The organism is Geobacter sp. OR-1 (genome assembly GCF_000813145.1).
Classification (GTDB): domain Bacteria; phylum Desulfobacterota; class Desulfuromonadia; order Geobacterales; family DSM-12255; genus Geoanaerobacter.
This window is the reverse complement of record NZ_BAZF01000003.1, coordinates 104,987-124,771: the sequence shown is the minus strand read 5'-3', so window position 1 is coordinate 124,771 and position 19,785 is coordinate 104,987. Positions and strand designations below refer to the sequence as shown.

At 58.4% G+C, this 19,785-nt stretch carries 16 protein-coding genes; 3 read left to right on the top strand and 13 right to left on the bottom strand.

The genetic code is table 11. From position 1 onward, the window contains the following. Positions 1–4: 4 nt before the first annotated feature. Positions 5–1,363: an MATE family efflux transporter gene (locus OR1_RS04125; protein WP_041970177.1), complete on the top strand. Its 1,359-nt coding sequence runs from the start codon at positions 5–7 to the stop codon at positions 1,361–1,363. A gap of 67 nt (positions 1,364–1,430) precedes the next feature. Here OR1_RS04125 and OR1_RS04120 read toward each other — a convergent pair whose 3' ends face one another. The 9 genes from OR1_RS04120 to OR1_RS22450 form a co-directional block, all read right to left on the bottom strand. Next, a complete protein-coding gene (locus OR1_RS04120; RefSeq protein WP_041970176.1) occupies positions 1,431–2,162 on the bottom strand; it encodes a hypothetical protein in 732 nt (243 codons plus the stop codon). 48 nt (positions 2,163–2,210) lie between these two features. After that, complete coding sequence (locus OR1_RS20575) at positions 2,211–3,659, bottom strand: ATP-binding protein (RefSeq protein WP_052440245.1); 1,449 nt, start codon at positions 3,657–3,659, stop codon at positions 2,211–2,213. 42 nt (positions 3,660–3,701) lie between these two features. After that, entirely contained in the window at positions 3,702–5,669 is a 1,968-nt protein-coding gene (locus tag OR1_RS04110; protein WP_041970175.1) for a hypothetical protein, read from the bottom strand. A gap of 7 nt (positions 5,670–5,676) precedes the next feature. Beyond that, positions 5,677–6,591, bottom strand: coding sequence for a diguanylate cyclase (locus OR1_RS04105; protein WP_041970173.1), 915 nt, complete (start codon positions 6,589–6,591; stop codon positions 5,677–5,679). After that, positions 6,588–11,267 carry a PAS domain S-box protein gene (locus OR1_RS20570; RefSeq protein WP_052440244.1) on the bottom strand — a complete coding sequence of 1,560 codons (4,680 nt, stop codon included), beginning with the start codon at positions 11,265–11,267 and terminating at the stop codon, positions 6,588–6,590. Before OR1_RS20570 ends, OR1_RS04105 begins: the two co-directional genes overlap by 4 nt. Before the next feature lie 13 nt (positions 11,268–11,280). After that, positions 11,281–11,868 carry an ABC transporter substrate-binding protein gene (locus tag OR1_RS04095; protein WP_041970171.1) on the bottom strand — a complete coding sequence of 196 codons (588 nt, stop codon included), beginning with the start codon at positions 11,866–11,868 and terminating at the stop codon, positions 11,281–11,283. Next, positions 11,816–12,286 carry an ABC transporter substrate-binding protein gene (locus OR1_RS04090; RefSeq protein ID WP_152609802.1) on the bottom strand — a complete coding sequence of 157 codons (471 nt, stop codon included), beginning with the start codon at positions 12,284–12,286 and terminating at the stop codon, positions 11,816–11,818. The genes OR1_RS04095 and OR1_RS04090 overlap by 53 nt, the downstream gene beginning before the upstream one ends. Positions 12,287–12,465: 179 nt before the next feature. Continuing rightward, the gene (locus OR1_RS04080) at positions 12,466–13,290 is read right to left on the bottom strand and encodes an AAA family ATPase (RefSeq protein WP_041970167.1); all 825 of its coding nucleotides are present in this window, start codon (positions 13,288–13,290) and stop codon (positions 12,466–12,468) included. 15 nt (positions 13,291–13,305) lie between these two features. Further along, a complete protein-coding gene (locus tag OR1_RS22450) occupies positions 13,306–13,479 on the bottom strand; it encodes a hypothetical protein (protein WP_193377085.1) in 174 nt (57 codons plus the stop codon). An 84-nt stretch (positions 13,480–13,563) separates the two neighbouring features. Between OR1_RS22450 and OR1_RS04075 the strand changes: the two genes are divergently transcribed. Further along, positions 13,564–14,460, top strand: coding sequence for a protoglobin domain-containing protein (locus OR1_RS04075; protein ID WP_041970166.1), 897 nt, complete (start codon positions 13,564–13,566; stop codon positions 14,458–14,460). On the opposite strand, the gene hemH is transcribed toward OR1_RS04075, so the two are convergent. The 3 genes from hemH to hemG are packed head-to-tail and all read right to left on the bottom strand — an operon-like array spanning position 14,457 to position 17,691. Continuing rightward, the gene (hemH, locus tag OR1_RS04070) at positions 14,457–15,413 is read right to left on the bottom strand and encodes a ferrochelatase (RefSeq protein ID WP_041970164.1); all 957 of its coding nucleotides are present in this window, start codon (positions 15,411–15,413) and stop codon (positions 14,457–14,459) included. The two genes, OR1_RS04075 and hemH, sit on opposite strands and share 4 nt — an antisense overlap. 50 nt (positions 15,414–15,463) lie before the next feature. Beyond that, positions 15,464–16,285, bottom strand: a complete 822-nt coding sequence (locus OR1_RS04065; RefSeq protein WP_041970162.1) for an alpha/beta hydrolase — start codon at positions 16,283–16,285, stop codon at positions 15,464–15,466. Continuing rightward, positions 16,282–17,691 (bottom strand): protoporphyrinogen oxidase, encoded by a 1,410-nt coding sequence (hemG, locus tag OR1_RS04060; RefSeq protein ID WP_041970161.1) that lies wholly within the window; start codon positions 17,689–17,691, stop codon positions 16,282–16,284. The genes OR1_RS04065 and hemG overlap by 4 nt, the downstream gene beginning before the upstream one ends. 159 nt (positions 17,692–17,850) lie before the next feature. On the opposite strand from hemG, the gene OR1_RS04055 reads away from it, so the two are divergent. Then, complete coding sequence (locus tag OR1_RS04055; RefSeq protein WP_041970160.1) at positions 17,851–18,756, top strand: DnaJ C-terminal domain-containing protein; 906 nt, start codon at positions 17,851–17,853, stop codon at positions 18,754–18,756. A 36-nt stretch (positions 18,757–18,792) separates the two neighbouring features. Here the strand turns inward: OR1_RS04055 and OR1_RS04050 are convergent, their stop codons facing one another. Beyond that, positions 18,793–19,755: a peptidylprolyl isomerase gene (locus OR1_RS04050; RefSeq protein ID WP_041970159.1), complete on the bottom strand. Its 963-nt coding sequence runs from the start codon at positions 19,753–19,755 to the stop codon at positions 18,793–18,795. Between the last annotated feature and the right edge of the window lie 30 nt (positions 19,756–19,785).

Sequence of the window (19,785 nt, the reverse complement as noted above, 5' to 3'; positions counted from 1 at the left end):
GGTCATGACCTTTCCAGCGAAAACTACCAATCGGGGCGGCAGCACCCGCCGCCCCGTCTCCATCAGACGCAACGTCATCAACCTCTCCCTGCCGGTACTCCTGTCATCCCTGTTCCAGCGACTGGTTTCCATTGTCGACATCTTCCTGGTCGGCGGACTGGGCGCAGCGGCCATAGCCGCCACCGGGCTTGGCCAACTCCTCATCTTCGTCACCATGACCGTTTTCTGGGGACTGGCCACCGGCACCACGGTTGTCATTGCCCATCTGTGGGGCGCCGGCCGTCGCAATGAGGCCAACCGGGCAGCATTTGCGGCTTTTGTCGCCTGCGGCGCCATGACAATCGGCGCTTCGCTGCTTGGTTGCCTGTTCGGCACCGAGCTGGCAAGATTTCTCGGCGCCAACGACGAGATCATCCATTTTGCCGACAGCTACATCCGGCTGGTCTTTCTCTGGTTCGGCTTCACTGCCGGCCTGAATATCCTCTCCGCAATCATGCACGGCAACGGCGACACCCGAACCCCGATGACGGCAATCATCCTTGTCAACGTCCTCCATGTGCTGATCGCCTGGCCACTTATTTACGGCAAGCTCGGGTTCCCGCGCATGGAGGTGATCGGTGCCGCCTATGCCATCAACATCTCCGAGTTCTGCGGCTTTAGCTACCTCCTGTTCCAGGCGTTCCGGCGGCGTTATCTCAAGATCGGCATCCCCAGCCCGGAGCTGTTCAGGCGGATCTGGCGTGTCGGCTACCCGGTGGCCCTGGAACGGATCGCCCAGCAATCCGGCCAGCTCTTCTACTCCAAATTCATCATCTCCTACGGCACGGCCGCTTACGCCGCCCACCAGATCGGGCTCTCCATAGAGTCGCTCTCGTTCATGCCCGGCGCCGGAATGGGGATCGCGGCGGCAACGCTGATGGGCCAATCGCTCGGCGCCCGCAAATTCAAGCGGGCAAAGATCGGACACCGCGAGGCGCTGCGGCTGGCAATCATCGTGATGTCGGTCATGGCAGCACTGTTTTTTTTCGTCCCCGCCCCGCTGATCAAGCTGTTTACCCATGACCCGGAGGTCATCGAAAAAGGGTGCGTATTTCTCAGGCTGGTCGCCTTCGCCCAGGTGCCGCTGGCCGTTTCCTTTGTTTATGCCGGCAGCCTCCGCGGCACCGGCGACACGCATTACGTGTTCCTGGTCACCCTGATTGCCATGTGGGGTATACGGGTCTTGCTCGCCTATATTGCTGCCGAGCTGCTCCATTGGTCGCTTTATGTAGTCTGGGGAGTATTCCTTTTGGACTGGCTGTTCAGGTCGATTGCCTTCTGGTGGCGGTACCAGAAGCGGGACCTGCACGAAGTCATAATCTGAAGGGAACACGGAATGAAAAAAGGGGCTTTTCGCCCCTTTTCGCTCCCGCTTCGGATGTGAGGCGGTGTTATTTCAGCCTGAGCACGATCGGGATGATCTTGCCGGTCCCTGTCTCCCTGAGCTGCAACCGGATCGACTTGGCTGATTCGGCCTCACCCGGGAAAAAGAGAAAGCCGTTGGCAAGATGGGCGGTGGGAATGGTCTTCCCTTCCAGGCTCTTGGTGCGCAGGTCGTCGGTAATCCGGTATTCACGCTCGCCCGAGGTTCCCTCCTTGACGCCGCCGATCACCGCGCCGCCGGCGGCACCCAAGGCAGCGCCCTTACCGAGTGCGGAACCGACGTTGGTCCCGGAAACAATGCCAAGCGCGGCGCCGATAACGGAACCGGCGGCAGCACCGATCAATGCCCCTTTCCCGGCGCCTTTACCGAAGAATGATGCCAGCTGCGTCGATTCTTCGAGCCGCTCGATTGCCACGCCGGTGGGGATGAGTGTCCAGTACTTGCCGGTGTCGTCCACCAGGAAGGTCTGATTGGCAACCACCTCAAGGGTGGCGCCGCTGTTATTGTTCAACACCAGCTGGACCGGAAGCAGCCCGGCGCCCTTGATATCGAACCCGAAGGCATCTTCAGCGACATCCCGGTTGGCATACGCCTCCCCGCCGATGGAGATCCCGTTTACCACCTGATTATTGATGTAATCTTCCGGCGGCCTGAACCCGGCATACTGGGTCTTGTAGGTCGTGCACCCCGACATGATGAAAACGGCTAGAATCATGGCCGTGATTAATCTGTTTCGCATCGAATCCTCTCCTCCACGTTCATAATTGGCTTCTACATGGTTATTATATCAGCTTAGATCCGGCAGGGTGAAATAAAAGCTGGCCCCTTTTTCCACTTCACCTTCCGCCCAGACCCGGCCGCCATGCCTCTGGACGATGCGCCGCACCGTGGCCAGGCCAACACCGGTCCCCGGGAATTCATGCGCCGTATGCAGCCTGCTGAACGCCTGAAAAAGCCGGTCCACGTATTCCATGCGGAATCCGGCGCCGTTGTCTTTCACATGATACACGGTTTCACCGTCGATAACCGAAGAGCCGAAGCTGATTTCCGCTAGCGACTTTCTGGATGTGTATTTCCAGGAGTTGTTCAGCAGATTCTGGATAACCGCTTTCAACAGCCCCTCGTCGCCATGGGCCGTCACCTTGTCCTGGATGGCGAATTCGACCCGCCGGTGCGGATACTGCAACTGCAGCTCGGCGGCAATAATCTGCGCCATCTCGCTCAGGTCCACCCAGGTCCGCTGCAGCTCGGTCCGGGCAGCCCGGGACAGGCTCAGAAGATCGTCGATCAACTGCAGGGTCCTGTCGGTAATGTCGAGTACCCGCAGGATGTAATCGCGCTCGGTCCGCGCCGATGACTCCAGTTCATCCAGCAGCAACTGGCTGAAGCCGCGGATGCCGGTCAGAGGGCCGCGCAAGTCATGGGAAACCGTGTAGCAAAACGCCTCCAGCTCCTCGTTGGCCAGCTCCAGCTGGGCGGTCCTGTTTTTTACCCGCTCTTCCAGCAACTGGTGCTGTGATGCAATCTCTTCCAGGGCCTGTTTGCGTTCTATGTGCTGGCAGAGGGTCATGGCCGCAGACCTGAGGAGATAGATCTCCGAATCCTCCCATTCCCGCACTCGGTCGCATTGATCGAACCCGACAAACCCGAAGAACGTTCCGTTGACATGCATCGGGAGGATCAAGATGCTCTTGATCTGCTGGATCTCCAGAAACTCGCGCTCTTCCTGGCCGAGCTCGTCAATCTTGCCGGTTACCGGCTTCCCCTGCAGCAGTATCGCCAGCCAGCGCCGGCATGGCGATTCTTCCAGCAGCACCCGCTGCAGCAGCTGGTTGTCAATCTGCGGCTCAACCCCCGGGCCGCACCATTCGGCCCTCTGACTCGACAGGACTTTTCCCTCTTCACCCGGGTGATTCTCGAATATATAGACCCTGCTGGCACCGGTGGCCAGCCCGAGCAGGCGGAGGATTCCCTCGTACGCCTCACGGTAGCCCGGATTTGAGAGCAGGAGCTGATTGACTTCGGCCAGGGCTTTCAAGTAGCGGCTGCGGCGTTGCAACGCCTGTTCGACCTGCATCCGTTCCCGGATCTCCCCAGCCAGCTTCCTTCTGGCCTGCCATTCGCGGTAGGCGACAAAGATCAGGATTGCCCAGGTAACGGCAGGGAGCAGTACATGAACCGATAGATGAAACAGTTTGCTCTCCTCTATGTCCAACAACCAGGACGGAATGTTCATGTACCGTAACCTATGAGGGGAATTGCTCTTGCACGAACGATATCACCAAATATAATCCTTCGCAATCTCCCGCTTGTCGTGGCCGTACAAAACATGGAGAACCCGGATCGCTTTCAGCTTGACCGGCGAGAGGCTTCCCAGCGGCAGGTAGACGATCTTCTTCCCCATGCGGGCGGCAATCTGCCGGAAAATGCTCCGTGGCGGCCGCGGCGCAACGTACACCACGTGGGCCTCCCTGGTGTAATCCAGGGCCGAGAGGAGCAGCACCTCATGCTTGCCACGGGCAAAGGCATAGTCAGGGTCATGCCAGATATCGTGCATCCGCCGCGGTGGATAGGACATGACAAACCCGCCGTACTCGCAGCGGCAGATTCCGGGCCCCACCACATTGCCGGCAGGCGGAGTTGCGTAAAAGGCCATATCCGATTCCTGGTCATGCTCGCCGAGCCAGGTCATCATGTAGGGAAACTTCTTGCCGTCCCGGTCAGGGTCAAAAACCACCACGACACTCCCGACTCCGCCTTTGACGCGCTGCTGCTCCCGAACATAGATCCGCCCTTCAAAGGCGTTGCGCAGGGTTTCCCTCATGTCGATCCCATCCAGAAGCGACGATGTCAACGGCTCGACCCGCCACTGCTCTTCGGACAGCTGCTTGACCCCTTTTTTTTTCAGGAACCGGCCATAATCTTCGATAGCCAGGTCTTCCGGCGGAAAGGAACAGATCGATGGGTTGTCGAAACCATCCAGCCATTCGCCCGGATGCTTCTCGCGTCTCCGTTTGAGGTACTGCAGCGGCGAAAGCCCTTTTGCCGCTTTCGGGGAGCGCGGGCGGAACCTGATCGACCGGCTTCCGCCCCAGACATCTTCCGGGTCCAGCATGATGGTGGGAAGATCCGACTCCAGCCGCTGCCAGGGATAGAATGTGGCCAGCCGGCAGAAGGCATAGGCAAAATTATCGTCGAGGCACCCCCGCGCAGAGGCCAGCATCTGGAAAAGGTCCGGGAGCAGCCGGCCGGAGATCGCCGCATAGTTGCGGGAAAACCGGAAAAATGCCCGCTTCTGCCACAGATGGACCGCCTCGCCGGTTTCCTGCTTGTAATGCCTTGCCGCCTCCTGGAAAAGCTGCAGGTGAACCCTCTGCCGGTCCGGCATCTCGCCTTGCGCTCCGACATGGCCTGCCGATCTGTCGATTGACCGGCGCAAAACTGTTTCCTCGCCAACCTCCTGCTTACCCCCGGCGATCAGCTCCAGCATGTTGTAGCGCTTGCGCAGCGAGCCGTCAATTTCCGCGGGGTCATGGGGGAGCGGCTTGCGGCGCAATTCATAAATCGAGGAAAGAAAAGGGAACTCTCCGAGGATCTCGCGGCAGGAGTCCGGATGAAGATTGGCGGCATGGACCCCGGTGCGATGACTGCGGGCCAGGGGTTGGCTCTGCGGCCGGGAAAACTCTCCTCTCAACCGCTCCAGATGAAACATGCCGCAGACCAGTAGAATATTGTCGTACTTCTCTGCCAGCTGTTGCAGCCTCCAGGCCATCCCGGATTCCCGGCGCCGGTCAATTCCGGACGGCTCGGCAGTGGACGCCCCGCAGCAGTACTGGAGATAATACGGCGCCAGGCCGATCCTCTGCACCGCATAAGAGTCGGGGAGCAAATCGTAGTGCTCGGGATACTGCTCCAGGTCCAGATCGATCAGCCTGAGCGGGATCTCCCGCTCCAGCGCCAGCCTGGCCCCCTCCACCAGGGGGTCTGCCGGTTCGACCAGCAGATAAACGGTCTGCGTCCCGCCGGCGTGGCGCTTGACCTCGTACCAGAGCGCCGAGATCTCGGGCAGCCTCTGTACGCACCGGACAAACTGTTCCTGTAAGGTATCGGGAAGCTCAATGGCGATACAATCAGGCTTGACCCGGTCAACAGCCTGTCGTACCAGATGGGCAAACTCCATCCGGCAGTGGAGAATGGGGAGAGCGCTGACCGGGCCGAATTGTTCGAGATGCAGACGGTGGGGCATTGATTGGTTATTCCTGATCTCCGGCAACCTGGTTCCGTCCGTTGCGCTTGGCCTGGTAGAGCAGCTGATCTGCCCGGTTGAGCAGCTCTCTGGCCTCCAGTTCCGGGGCAGGGACGCCGCAGGTGGCTCCCACGCTAATAGTCACATAAGGGGCAACCTGGGAAGAACTATGCGGAATCTGCACGGCTTCGATCACGTAACGTAGTTTCTCGGCAATGATCATCGTTCCGGGGAGTTCCGTTTCAGGGAGAATGCCGACAAACTCCTCGCCGCCGTACCGGGCCACAAAATCGGCAGGGCGCTCCAGCGTCCCCTCCAGCATATATGCGACCCGTTTCAGGCAGTCGTCCCCGGCCAGATGGCCATAGGAATCGTTATAATCCTTGAAATGGTCGATGTCGATCATAATGACGGATATCGGCGTCCTGTTGCGCAGCGCCCGCCGCCACTCCTTGTCCAGATATTCGTCGAGCCCCCGGCGGTTGGCCAGCCCGGTGAGACCGTCGAGACAGGAGAGACGCCCCAAGAGGTCCCGCTGGCGTTTCAATTCCAGTTGATTGCGCACCCTGAGACGGACAATTGCCGGGTTGAAAGGCTTGGTGATGTAGTCGACCGCTCCGAGCTCAAGCCCGGATGACTCGTCCTCCTGCTGCGACATTGCAGTTATGAAGATGATCGGGATGTCCTTGAGCAACGGATCGGCCTTGAATTCCCGGCAAACTTCGTAGCCGTCCATATCCGGCATCATGATATCCAGCAGGACAAGGTCCGGGACCGTGTTGGCCGCAATCCTGATGGCATCCCTGCCATTGGTGGCAAAAAATACCCGGTTGTTGTCCTGCAACACATCATTGAGAAGCTGAATATTGATTGCCGCATCATCCACTATCAGTATTTTAGGCGTGTCGCTGCCTGTTTTCATTCCCTCTCCCCAATCTGCAACCCGAGCGATTCAGCGAGTTTTTCCAGCAATGTCAGGGCAGTTCTGAAATTGAGCTGTCTGACATGCCCCATGATTGTCAGGCTCTGAGCACCGAATGCCCCTTCCCCCAGCAGGGAACAAAGGGCCGAGCATAACCTTACGGCCTGAAGATCCTGGAGTTTCAGGAAATACGCCAGCTCATTCATTATCGGTTCGACCCCGGCACCGGTGCCTCCGGTCGCTTCATGCGGCAACTGATCCTGGTGCTGCGCAGATGCAAACGATCGCGCGGTATGCACAACTTCGGCAAGATACCGCTCCAGTTTGGGCGTCAGCCGGTCGGCTTCGTCCCGATTATGATTCCTGCAGGCGTCTTCGAGCATTATGATGACGTCATAAAGCTTTTCCGCGGAAATATTGCCTGATACCCCTTTCAGACCATGGAGCAGTCGCAAGGCATTGTCCCAGTCACCGGCCGTGATCGCGGTACGGATTGCTTCTCCGGCCCCCTTGTTGCCGGCAGCGAAATCAGCCAGAATCGTCTTGAACAGCTCGACATTCCGGCCGACCCTGGCAAACCAGGCTTCAAGGTTGATCCCGGGGAGCACCGGCAACCGGCCCCCCTTGCCGGGCGGAAACCGGTCCTCTCTCAGGGCCGCAGACCGCTCGTGCGACCCTGTAACCCTCAACAATGTGCCATAAAGCTCCATCACATCGATCGGTTTGGCAACATGCGCATTCATGCCGGCATTAAAACATCTCTCCTGCTCTTCGACCAGGGCATGCGCAGTCATGGCGATGATCGGCAGGGCTTCCAACTCCGCGATCTCCCGTATCAGGCGGGTCGCTTCATAGCCGTCCATGACCGGCATCTGGATGTCCATCAGGATCGCGTCGAATTGCGCCTGTTGCACGGCATGTACTGCTTCCAGGCCGTTGACCGCGATTTCCGTCACCACGCCGGCATTATTGAGCACTTCCATGGCAAAGAGCCGGTTCACCGCATTGTCCTCGACCACAAGGACGTGCATCCCCTCCAGTCCCGGCGGCTGTTCCGACTCGCCACCGGCTCCGGCAACATCTTGCAGTGCCTGATCGTGGCCGTATCCCATTGCCCGGCAAATTGTCCGATAGAGGCGCTGAGGATGAAAGGGCTTGGCGAGGAAATCCATGACGTCAAGCTCCCTGGCCCTCTGCCTCACGTCTTCATTGCCGAATGCCGAGACCATGACCACCACAGGCAATGCCCCGATCTGATGCTCATTCCTGATCCGCTCCACTGTGTCCAGGCCATCCAGTTCCGGCATGAACCAATCCATCAGTACCAGCCGGTACGGGTCCCCGCCATCCTGCGAGGCGGCGAGCAACTCCCTGATCCCAGCTTCCCCGGATTCGACGGCCGTGACCCGGAAACCATGCGCGGACAACTCTTCCTGCAGGATTTCCCTGGCGCAGGGGTTGTCGTCGACCACCAGGATCCTCATATCGCGAAGGGGAAAATGCTCCTCATGCATTGCCGGGTGTTCGCCCGAACGCTGCAGAGTGACGGTGAAATAGAAACAGCTTCCCGCTTTCGGCGCGCTCTCGACCCAGATACTACCACCCATAAGCTCCACAATGCGCCGGCAGATCGATAGCCCCAGCCCGGTTCCGCCATACCTGCGGGTTGTCGAGCTATCAGCCTGGGTAAACGGTTGGAAAAGCTGGATTCGCTGCTCTTCGCCCATACCGATGCCGCTGTCCCTTACCGAAAACAGCAAAGAGACATCCTCCTCGTCGTCCCGCAGCTCCTCAACCGCCACCTGCAGGACGACCTCGCCGCTTTCGGTGAACTTTACCGCATTGTTGAGCAGATTGCTCAGCACCTGGGAGAGCCGCAACGGGTCGCCGCGCAACACCAGCGGGATTCTCGGATCAACGGCGAATAGCACCTCCAGCCCCTTGGCTTCGGCCCAGACCGAGACGATATCGGCCAGGTTATCCAGCAGATCGGGCAACCGGAACTCGACCGATTCAAGCACAAGCTTTCCGGATTCGATCTTGGAAAAATCGAGGATGTCGTTTATGATCCCGAGCAGAGACTGGGCCGAGGAGTGGATCTTGGTCAGGTAATCGCGCTGCTTGGCGGTCAGTTCCGTCTGGAGGGCGAGATGCCCGAGCCCGATAATGGCATTCATCGGGGTCCGGATCTCGTGGCTCATGTTGGCAAGAAACTCGCTCTTGGCCCGGTTTGCGGCTTCTGCCGCTTCGCGGGCTTTCCGCTGCTCATCTTCGGTAAGAATCCGTTCGGTTATGTCCCGTGCCGCCGCATATATAAAGGAATCATGCGGGTAGGCGCGCCATTCGATCCATCGGTAGGAGCCGTCCCTGCACCGGTAGCGGTTGGTAAAGTCCAGCACCGGCTTATCGGCAGAGAGTTGCGCAATGGCTGCCAGAGTGGCGCCCAGGTCATCCGGATGGACAAAGTCGAGAAACCTCACCCCTTCAAGCTCGTGCAACGAGTACCCCAGGGTCGTTTCCCACGCGCGGTTGAGGCGCCGGAAGTTCCCCTCCAGATCGGCTATGCAGAGGAGATCGAGGGCCAGGCTGAAGAAGCGGTCCAGTTCTTCGGTTTTTTCCAGTAGTGCCTGTTCCGCTCTCTTCTGCTCGGTAACATCATGGACGATCGAATAGAGGAGCTTCCTGGAGTTGACCGTTATCGGTCCGCTGAAGACCTCGACATCGCGAACCGAGCCATTGGCCAGGCGGTGCACAAAGTAGAAATTGGAGCGCTCCTCTTCGCTCGCCAGAGCCATTTGCGCCCGGATCTCTTCCATGGAGAGGCAGTTGATCCGGTCGACGCGCATTTGGTTCAATTCGCTGGTCGAATAGCCGTAAAATGCCTCGGCAGCCGGGTTGGCTTCGACAATTTCGCCGGAAGCGGGATCAATCATGAGCATGACCGTATGATTGTTGGCGAACAGGCTCCGGTAACGCGCCTCGCTTTGGCGAACCTCCTCTTCCAGCAAGCGCCGGTCCGTCACATCGGTTATGATACTGACAATGCATTCACGGTCACCGAGCCGTATCCCTTTGGCAGAGATGATTCCCTGGCGGTGCGAGCCATCTTTCATCCGGAAATCGATATCCAGGTCGTTGCATACTCCATCTGCAATGATCAGTTCCTTGAGTCTTTGCCGCTGGCTAAGATCCGGCCATAACCCGATGTCCAGGGTTGTCCGCCCTTCGATCTCCTCGGCGGAGTATCCGATCTTGCTATGAAACGCCTCATTGACCTCGATGAACGCCCCGGTATGCAGGTCCGTAATCGTCTTGATCAGCGGGCTGGAATAGAAGACCCGGGAAAATTTCTCCTGGGAGGCGCGCAGCTCCTCGGTCCGCTCGCTGACCCGCTGCTCCAGCTCTTCGTTCATCTGCAGCAGAAACCGGTCGGCCTCCTTTTTCCTGATAATGCGCCACATGGCATCCATGATCAGAGTAACGAGCGCGGCATCATCCTCACCATAGTCACCGATCTTGTTGCTTACCCCTGCCAGCAGCACAATCCGCTCACCGTCCAAAAGCGGCACACTCATAAAGCGCGCTATCGGGAGATGCCCTTCGGGCAACCCCTTGCTCCCCGGCAATGGGGCTTCAAAGTCATTTACAATGTAAGGCTGCCGCCGGCGTACCCCTTCCGCCCACAAACCGGCTTCCGCCACATTGTAGACAGCTTTTGACACATCGATAGAACAAGCCGGCATGACACCCTTTGACCAAGCGTGCAGAGTAAGCAGAGTCTCGTCGCTATTCAGGAAGAATATAAACCCGATGCTGCTGCCGCTCAGGCGAACCGCCTCTTCCAGGGCAAAATTCTTGATCTCGTTTTTAGGTTCGCCGATCATCTGGGACAATCGGTACAGTGACTCGAAGACATCCTGATTATGCCGCAGCAGTTCTTCGTCGCGGCTGCGCTGTTCCGCCATCCGGTCAAAGGCTGCGGCCAGTTCGCCGATTTCGTCATTGGGAGCCGGGCCGATCCGGTATGCGAGGTCCCCGCCGGTCATGATCTCTATGCCGGTTTTCAACTTCTGCACCGGCTCGGCAAATGCCTGGTAGACAAGCCAGGCAGTTGCCGGGACGCTTAACGAGATGGCCAGCAGAAAAAGCAGTCCCAAGACATCCTGGCGCTGCGACTTTTCCGCGGCCTTCGCGTAATTCAGATCATGCAGTTTTGTCAGCAGCGGTGATACCGTCTGCAGCTCCTGGAGCAGACGGCTGGTCAGGCGGTCGGCAAACCGTTTCCAATCGGTATCCCGCTCCCGCAGGGCCGTGTCCTTGTCATGGGGGCCGTACTGCTCAAACAGATAACCAATGGTCGTGTAATGATGAGCAACCTCCCGCATGATCCGCTGATCTTCGGAGGCTTTGAATGACGTTTTGGCGGCTGCCATCTTTTTGCCAATGGCGTTGTAGGTCGACTGCCACTGCTCATGGGCCCGCAGTTCGGAATAGATGTAATGTTCGTGGGTAAGTATGGTCAGATCAGAAAAGAGCTTCTGGATCTCGTCGGCCCGGATGGCCCGGTAATTCAGGGCGTCAACCTCGCGGGAAACCAGATACTGAGCCGCTGAAGAGCAAAGGAGTATGATTATCGGCACAATGGCGATAATTATCAGTTTTGAACGGATTTTCATAAAATGAGTCCGGCTATTTCAGTTTCACTGCTGTCGGATCGACGCTCCTGAGCACGCTCTGATCCATGAAATGGAGATAGTTCGGGAGCGGCGCTCCTTTCACCATTCCGGTTTCCCGCATCCACCTGGCTTCGTCTTCCAGAGCAAGCAGCAGAACCTGATCCAGCATTACCCCGTTGTGCTGCTCCGCCAGGATCTTTTCCAGGTCGCTCTTCTTTATATCCAGCTTGCCGGCAAGCATGCTGGTAAGCTCTTCCGGATGGAGGTTAAACTCCTTTTCAGCCTTCAGGAGCGCCTTCAGCACTTTTTGCGCAGTGCCGCGATTGGCGGCAAGCCAATCCCTCCGCACCACCAGGCAGGCCGCGTGGTTGGTAAGGCCGGGCTCGGTGAATACTATCCGCTGAGCGTTGCTGATTACCCGTTTCCCCTTCAGGTAGGCGAAATCAGAGCCGGCAAAGGCGTCGATATCGCCCCGCTTCAGGGCATCGGCAATTTCAGTGTGCGAGATATCGACAATCTGCAGGTTTTCCGTTGCAATCCGGTTTTTTTTACAGGAATTGATCCAGAAAAAAGTTAGAAATCGTGCCTTTTGACACCCCAATCCGCTTGCCGGCCAGCTCTTCGAGCTTGTTGATCCCCCGGTCACGGCGCGCCATCACCTTGACCACATTGTCCGACGTGGCCAGGGTGGCAATTATTGCCAGATCATTGCGGCTAAAGCTCTGCCTTACCAGAGGGAATTCGCCGGTCAGGCTCGCATCGCATTCCCCCTGGAGAAATTTGTTCATTGCCGCCTTGCCGTCTCCGACCAGCGATATTTCCGCGGCAATCCCCTCTTCCTTGAAGTATCCCTTTTCCTTGGCAATAATGGGGAGAGTTGCCAGGATTCCCCCCTGGCAAATTTTGAAGCTCTGCACCTTTTTCGGAGATTCGTTCCGGCTGCATCCGGCAAGGAGCGTCAGCAAAAGGGGAACAAGGAGAACCCGGGCGCTCATCTTTTTGATGCAATCAGGCAGCAAATATCGCCTCCAACTGATAACTGACTCTTTCCGGCGCAATAAGCCGATTCACTTTGATATTATCAACAGATTCAGAGGTTACAAGCCGGAGCAACGAGAAATGCACAGTTCGGGCGGGAAAGTGGGGGGCTCAAAACCGGCAGCCGGCGCTGGAGAATTACGGCAGCCGGCCCGGATGATCATTCAGGGCGAAGGTAACTGAGCGCCTCAGCACCGAGAATTCGCTCAACAGCAAGAGGGAGCAGCTCTTTCGGCTCCTTGCCGGTTGCCTGCATCATCTTCAGGGCGTAACGGGCGATATTGATGCCGTCCCGCACCGAGTACAGCTCGTCCACCGCATGCGCCCGCTGGAGGAAATCGACCACATACTTGAGAATCCTGGTGCCGGCAAACGGGAGATTCTCCCTGAGGATCTGCAGCTCCTCGTCGCTGTCCGGGAAATCGATGTAGATCTGCGGCTGCAGGCGGGAATGGATATACTCCGGTATATCAAAGGTCGAGGCATCCTCGTTCATGGTGACGACAAAGCGGAAATCTTTGTGGGCGTGAATGCGCAGCCCGGTGACAATCGACTCCACGTACCGCCGGTCGTCCAATAGCGGCGCCAGCGAGGCCCAGGCCTTCTCGCTCATCCTGTTCCCTTCGTCGAGGATCAGCACGCCGCCCTTCAGCATGGCCGAAACCAGCGACGACCCGGCATACTGGATCTTTGCATCCGGCCCGACGACCGGCGACACGATCAGGTCCTCCGGCCGGGTGTCCATGGTTGCCTGGAAGAGATAAACCGGCCGGTCGAGCTCCCGGGCCGCCGCATAGGCGAGCGTTGTCTTCCCCACCCCTGGTTTCCCGATCAGCCGCGGGCTGAACGGTATGTCCTTTTCGTCGATGACCATCCAGGCGGCCAGCAGCTGTTTCAGCAGTTCGGTCTGCCCGACCCACCTCAGCGGCAATTCGACCGGATTGGCCAGTGTCAGCGCGATACCGTCTATGGTCGTCCGTTCCATATAACAACTCCGATCCTATCGGTCAATTAGATACATCATAGCCAGTTTTGCCCGATTTTCCAGGCACTGACGGCAAAGTTGGCCACTATCCCGCCAGAACTCCTCCGACAGCCATTCCCCGGCCTCGGCAAAGAGCGAGGTCTGCAACGGCTCATCGTATTCGTTCCCACAGATGCTGCATTGTTTCATGTCAGAATTTCCATTTGTTTACATATTTGCTTCGGCACGGTTTTGGTCCTATAGTGTTCCAACGGAAGCCAAAAGGAGAAGCCGATGCTGACCATGCAGGATATCAAAAAACACTATTTTTTTACCGAAGAAGATGCCGCCCTGCTCAAGGAACTGCGCTCGCTGGCAGAGGACAACCAGGAGCGGATGGCCGATGATTTCTACGATTACCTGCTCGGCATCCCGGAGACTGCCGAACTCCTCAAAGATGACCTGAACCGGCAGCACCTCCGCCAGATCCATCAGCAATGGTTTCTCAGCCTCTTCTCAGGCAGCTACGACAACCTTTACTACCACAACCTGCAGCGAATCGGCCATACCCACGTACGGATCGGACTCAATGCCCACTTCGTCAATGCCGCCATGAACGTGGTGCGGCGCTTCATCATCGAACTGCTGCAGGAGAATTACCCCAACATCGACCTGCGCCGCAAGTACCGGAACGCCGCCGAAAAGATCATCGACATCAACCTGGACATCATGAGCGCCTCCTACCAGGAGGAAGAGCTGAAAAAGGTCTTCGTCTCCCACCGTCTTGAGTCCCAGCTGATCACCGCCGCCGAGCGTTTCACCTACGGCCTCAACCTGATCCTGGTGATCGCCCTGGCCGGGGTCTCTCTCTCCGTGGTGGCCCTCTTTGCCTGGGACATCATGCACATCTTCCGCGGAGACGTGGAAAAAGGGATCCTCTCTGCGCTCGGTTCGCTGCTCATTCTCTGGATGATGATCGAGCTGATGGACAACGAGATCAAGAACCTGAAGGGGGGCCACTTCAACATCCTGGTGTTCATCGGCGTCATCATCGTTGCCCTGATCCGCGAGATCCTGATCTCCACCCTGCGCCACGACGAGCTGACCACCCAGGCCTTCCTGGCCGGCACCCTGCTGATCCTCGGCGTGGTCTATTTCCTGGTGGCCAAGAGCCAGCAAATCCGCGCCTAGAGCTTTATCCCTTTCATCACCAGGTCCGCCAGGCAGTCGATAAAGAGCGGCGAGCTGTTCAGCGATTCGGTGCGCCGGAAATCCTCGATCCCCAGGTGGTGCGCCTCGCTGCCGTATTCGATGTCGATCTCGTGCAGGGTCTCGATATGGTCGGAGACAAAAGAAAGCGGCACCATCAGCATCTTCTTGCAGCCGTGGGAAGCCAGGTGCTTCAGCATCTCGTCAGTGGACGGTTCAAGCCATTTTACCGGCCCGGCCCGGGACTGGAAAGCGAGATGGTACGAGACCCCGCTGAACCGCTCCATGACCAGCCTGACCGTCTCCTCGATATGAGAGAGATACGGATCGCCGTCATCGATGAACGACTGGGGGAGGGAATGAGCGGAGAAAAGCAGTTCCACCTGGGAGCGGTCCCCGAAACCGGCCAGCCCGCTTTCGATCTTTTCCGCCAACGCCTGGATGTAGAGCGGGTGGTTGTAAAAGCTGTCGATATAACCAACCTCGAACTGAACCCCGGCATCCTGCAGCACCCGCTTGAGTTCGTTGACGCTGGAACCGGTGGTGGCCCGGGAATAGTGGGGATACAGAGACAGGGCAATCACCTTCGTTATCCCCTCTTTCCTGATCGCAGCCAGCGCCTCCAGGGTGGAGGGGTGCCAGTAGCGCATGGCGACAAAACAGCGGTAGTCCGGCCCGAGCCTCTCCTCAAGCGCCTTTGCCTGGGCCTCGGTATACTCCCGGAGCGGCGACTTGCCGCCGATCTGGCGGTAGTTCTCCATCACCCGCGGCGCCCTGCGCTTGACGATGAACCGGGCGATCAGCGGCTGAAGAAACGCCGGACCGATCTTGATGATGTCCCGGTCGGTGAACAGGTTGAGCAGAAACGGCTCGACGGCATCGAGGGAATCGGGCCCTCCCATCTGGAGGAGGAGAATTGCGGTTTTAGGGGACATTTGGACCTCAACACTCTAAATTAATGTTTTTGCACTATACCACACGTCTTTCAGAGAATCTTTTGCTGTTTCAGCCACTCCCCTACCGTCCGCCAGAAGACATCAAGGTCAGGCGGGCAGTCGTTGTGGCTGCAGTCGAATTCGATGAACTTGACATCCCGGCCGGCCCTGGACAGCTCCTGACCGTGGCTGAATGGGATGATATCGTCACGCCTGCCGTGCGCCACCAGCATCGGCCCGGTAAAGCGCCTGACTGCGGCGAGATTGTCGAAGAGATCCCGGACCAGAAACCCGGGCAACAGGAAGCGACGGGCAAAGGGGCGGGTCGAGGTGAATGCGGATTGGAGGATCAGGGCTGCCAGGGGGCGCTGCCGGCTCAGGGCGCAGGCAGGGCCGCCGCCTACTGACCGGCCGAAGGCGATGATCCGTGCCGGATCTACGTCAGGCCGACCGCCAAGGGCGTCAAATGCGGCAACGGCAGCGGCGGTGATGCTCGCCTCGCTCGGCGCGCCGGTCGATCTGCCGTAACCGGGGTATTCTACCAGCATGACGTGAAGCCCGAGCCGGCGCAGACCCTCGACCTGGCCGGGGAGAAAATCGATCACCTCACCGTTGCCGTGGAAGAAGATCAGGGCCGGGCTCCGCCCTCCCCTTGCCGCCCTTCTGGCCGGGAGAAACCAGGTCTCGACCTTCCCGGAACCGGTGTCCAGCCTGGAGACCGACAGCCCGGGCGAACCGGGTGGAGGGGCCGGTTCAACCCTTATCCCCCTCCCCGGGTACATGATTGCCCGCTGGCCGAGATAGAGGAGCAGGGCATAGCAGCCGTAGATAACGGCGGCAATCACCACTCCCCGCAGCAGAGACAGGTTCATCTGGCCTGCAGATGGCAGATTGCCTCGTCGCTGGCCCGCTGCGCCGCGGCCACGCAATCGTTTAGCCCGATCCCCCGGTAGGAGTTGCCGGTCAGGATCAGGCCGGGGTGGGCCTTTACCTGTTCTTCCAGTCCGGCCAGCCGCTTGGCGTGCCCGACCGTGTACTGCGGTATCGCCTTCTCGTGGCGGAAGATCCTGACGAAATCGGGCGGCTCGCTGATCCCCATGATCGTCTTCAGGTCCGCCTGTACCCGCTTCTGGACCTCTTCGTCAGGCAGGGTGACATACTGCGGGAAACAGGCGCCCCCCATCATGCTCCGCAACAGGACATGCCCTTCCGGCGCCCGGTTCTCGAAGATGCTGGAATCCCAGAGGGTGCCGAGGATGCTTTTCCCTTCCTGTTTCGGGATCAGGTAACCGAAACCGTCCAGATCGCGACTGATCCGCTCCCGTTGGTAGCCGAAGCAGACCACGGTCATGGTTGCATACGGTATTTCGTGCAACAGAGAAGTCAGGCCGGGATTCAACCCCTGCAGCATCCCCGCAGTGGCGTAAGCAGGTGTTGCCAGGATCACCAGGTCGGCGTCGAGCTCGCCCCGATCGCTGCAAACGCGAAACGGCGCGCTGCACCCTTTTTCGACTCTCTCCACCTGTTCGTCCAGGGTGATCGCACCCTTGCCGATCCTTTCGGACAGGATATCGGTCAGGTCCTGAATCCCGCCGCGGAAAGAGGTGAGCACACCGCCCGGTCCGGCAGCGCTTGCCACGACCTTGCCTTCGGCAATATCCTGCTTTTTCTTCTTTGCCAGCCGGATCATCGCCTTGATCAGGCCGCCGTATTCGGCCTCCAGCTCGGCAATGCGCGGAAAGCAGGACTTGAGCGACATGGTCTCGGGATCGCCGGCAAAGATGCCGGAAACCATCGGGGCAATCAGCTTTCTCAAAGCCTCGTCGCCCAGTCTGCGGCGCCCGAAGGCCGCCAGGGACTCGTCCTCGCCGCTCCGGTATTGCGGTATCAGCGGCTCCATGGCCAGACGCAGCTTGCCCGGCCAGGAGATCAGCTTACTACTTAGGAAGGAGGGTCCATTCTCCGGCAGCTTATGCAGCACCCCTTCGGAAAAGATAAATCTCTTGCGCGCGTTGTCGTTGCTCCGCAGCAGCTTGCTGTCGGCGCCGACCCGGCGGCACAGTTCCAGGGTCTGCGGCTTGTTGTCCAGAAAGCCGTTCGGCCCCCACTCGCAGAGAAAACCTTGTTCCTTGATACTCCAGATCTTGCCGCCGGTCCGCTTCTCCTTTTCCAGCAGTATTACCTCAAGATCGATCCCGGCCTCGCCTGCCTTCTCCTGCAGAAGACAGGCAGTTGCCAGTCCGGATATCCCGCCACCAACCACAATTGCCCGTTTCATCGTATCTGCTCCTGTCAAAGCGCATATTCCGCCATGGTTAAATATCTTTCAGAAGATAGTACGGTCCGCTTCCGTTGCTGTCAAGGTATACAGCTCATTGACAGCAGACCGGTAAAAGATTAGATTTCCTCTGGATGAGAATATTGGGAGGATCTTCTTATGGCGCAAACCGATTATTACCAGGCTCTCGGTCTTCAGAAAGGGGCCACGGCCGACGAAATCAAGAAGGCGTACCGCAAGCTGGCGATTAAATTCCACCCGGACAAGAATCCGGGCGACAAATCCGCGGAAGATCGTTTCAAGGAGATCAATGAGGCGTATGCGGTCCTGTCCGATCCGCAGAAAAAGGCGCAGTACGACCAGTTCGGCTCTTCCGGCTTCCACCAGAGATACAGCCAGGAAGATATCTTCAGGGGCTTCGATGTCAGCGACCTGTTCCGGGATATGGGGCTTGGTGGCTCTGATGACGTATTTTCCCGGATATTCGGCGGCGCCGACGGCTTCCAGCAGCATCGCGGCGGCCGTGGCTTCGGTACCCGCCGCCAGCGCGGCGAAGATTTTTCCATGGAACTCAAGGTCTCGTTTCGTGACGCGTACACGGGGAGCGAAAAAAAGGTCGCCTTCTCCAAGAACGGCAAGCGTGAAGAGCTGGTGGTCAAGGTTCCGGCCGGGGTGGAGAACGGTTCGCGGCTGCGGCTGCAGGGCAAGGGTGGTGAAGGGATCGGCGGAGGGGCTCAGGGTGATATCTACCTGACCATCGTGGTGGGGAGCGATGCCCAGTTCAGTCGCGAAGGGGACGACATAATCACCGAAAGGCAGATCCGGTTCAGCGAAGCGGCCCTGGGGTGTGCGCTGGAGGTCCCCACTCTGGAAGGGGCAAAACGGATCAAGGTGCCGGCAGGGATCCAGCCCGGCACCAAGATCCGTCTCAAGGGGCTTGGTTTCCCGCACATGGGGAGCACCGGCAAAGGAGACCTGTACGTGAAGATCGAAATACAGGTCCCGGAAAATCTTTCCGTCGACCAGAGAGCACTGCTGGAAAAGCTGGCGGAAAAGGGGCTGTAACCGCAGGCGCCGCAATATTGCGGCGCCCGACCGGTTTCAGGGCCTTATCTCTACTGCAGCGCCCTTTCTAAGCTCGCTGACCCACTGGTTAAACCGCTCCTCGGATTTTTTCCGGTAAAGGCTCTCCTCGATCTCACCTTTGACGTCATCGAACGGCTTGATATCGCCCAGAAACTTCTTTTCCAGTTTGATGATGTGGAATCCGGACTTGGAACGAACCGGCGCGCTGACCTCGCCGGGGTTGAGCTTCAAGACCACTGCCTCCATCTCCGGCAGCAGATCCCCTTTCTTGAAGGTTCCCAGTTCTCCGCCATCCGTAGACACGTTCGGATCATCGGAATATTTTTTTGCCAGTTCGGTGAAATCAGCGCCACCCTGTGCCTCGGTCAACACCTTGTCGGCCTTGGCCCTGATCTTTGCCAGATCGCTGTCAGTGGCATCCTTCGGTGTGACAAAGAGAATATGCCTGGCGCGATACAGCTCCTGCTCGCCGAATTTTGCCCGGTTGGCCTGGTAGTACTCCAGCACCTCCTTGAGGGTAACCTGGACCTTGGCTTTTACCTCCTGGCTCATCAGACGCAGCCGTTCGAGCTGCTCCTTGATCTGCGCCTTGTACTGATCGAATGAGAGCCCCTGTCCGGCGAGGGCCTCCACCAGCCGCTCTTGGGACATGTTGTTCTGCTTCTTTACCTCTTCAATCGACTGCCGGACCTCCTCTTCCGAAACCTTGATATCAAGTTCCCGAATCTTCTGGTCCACCAGCCTCCGGTCAACAAGACGGTTTATGGCCGCAACCCTGAGCTTCTGCAACTCTTCAGGCGTATAAGGCTCCTTGCGGCCGGCCTCCCGCGCCATGATCCGGGATTCACCATCCAGATCGCGGGTCGTTATTATCTCTTCATTGACAATTGCCACTATGCCGGAGATCACCTCGGCCCCGGCGGTCATTACCGGCGCGGCAGAAAGCAGCAAAGACAGCAAAAGGATTATGCGGATCATCTGTCGCCTCGTTTCAAAGAAAAAAGGCCG